This window comes from Microcystis sp. T1-4 (genome assembly GCF_000297435.1).
Lineage (GTDB): Bacteria > Cyanobacteriota > Cyanobacteriia > Cyanobacteriales > Microcystaceae > Microcystis.
This window is the reverse complement of record NZ_CAIP01000273.1, coordinates 1-1,223: the sequence shown is the minus strand read 5'-3', so window position 1 is coordinate 1,223 and position 1,223 is coordinate 1. Positions and strand designations below refer to the sequence as shown.

Here is a 1,223-nt window from a genome sequence, read left to right as displayed (position 1 = left end):
TGAGGATGTCAACTGCTAGGAATAATAAAGGGCAACAGTAAAGGGATTGAGGGAGATTCAGCTAATCTCAGGATAGGTGCTTAAAATGCGTCCTAGCCTATTATTAAGTAGGTGGGTGGAATTAAATATAAAATGAACATAGGTTGGGTTGAAGCATAAAACCCAACGCCCGCATGGGTTACGCTACCGCTAACCCATCCTACAAATAATTGTGCCTACCTACTTATGTGTTAATCTCATCTTTACAGATCAAAACCCCACATCGTCTCAGGAGATAATGGCCGCTAATTCTCGGAATAAATCGCCCGTTTTTCTCGGCTGTTCCAGCAGAATCGCTATTTTTTGCCTTTTGATGTTATTATCGGCGGCAATAGGCTGGTTAATCGGGAAACAGTGGGTTAAACATAGCAATCAACCCGAAACCGTTAAACCCGTTTTTGCCACGGAGGAAAATAATTTTAATTCTGCCACAGATACGGCATGGCAACGGAAAGCCGAGATGAGAAAGCGCCGTCTAGAGTTGGGAATTGATGGTCGGTTTTTTAAGAATCTCGTCAATGAATTGTTTAACCTCCGCTATGGGGATATCAAAGAGGAAAAACAGAAACAGGAACAAAGAGATATTCTAGCAGCAGAAATCCTCGATCGCTTAGAACATCTCGATTCTGGTACTAGGGAAGCATTAGGTAGCTACAACGAGCAACAGCGAGAAAAATGGCGAGAACAAGTGAATCAGTTACGATTAAGCAGTAGAGTTCTTAATTTACTCACTGATAATGCTTTTTTTCAGCTATTTCCCGAATTGACAGAAAGACCAAATTTTGGTGGCAGCCTGGGTCAACTGTGGAGTGGTTTGGCCTGGAATCAGTTACAATCTTTACAGTCTGGCCTATCTTACCGGGCGATCGAAAGTTTAGACGCGGGGGGGGAGGAGATTATCGAGGCAATTCTCAGCCAGGGACAAGGAAAAGCCTATGCGATAAAATTGCGTTCCAGTGATCGGTTAAACTTAAATTTAGAGACGGAAGGCGAAGTTTTACTATCTTTCTACTCTCCCACGGGTAATATTACCCTTTTAGATAAGTCTAGCGATCGGCAATGGTCCGGTCAATTACCCGAAGAGGGATTTTATGAATTAGTTATTCTCCCCCAGTCTTCTACCCCCGTTCACTTGCGCTTGCAATTAAAAGTAAGTCAGTGACTTTAACCGTCAGTTATCAGTT

1 protein-coding gene is annotated in these 1,223 nt (G+C 42.8%); it reads left to right on the top strand.

Annotated elements, in window-relative coordinates; translation table 11 throughout:
- The first annotated feature begins 277 nt into the window (after nt 1–277).
- On the top strand, nt 278–1,201 hold the full coding sequence (locus tag MICAI_RS15960) for a hypothetical protein (protein WP_008204313.1): 924 nt from the start codon (nt 278–280) through the stop codon (nt 1,199–1,201).
- Nucleotides 1,202–1,223: the final 22 nt, after the last annotated feature.

Bases quoted from the DNA above. Each gene is read 5' to 3' on its own strand.
- MICAI_RS15960 (WP_008204313.1), top strand. From the start codon at position 278: ATGGCCGCTAATTCTCGGAATAAATCGCCCGTTTTTCTCGGCTGTTCC.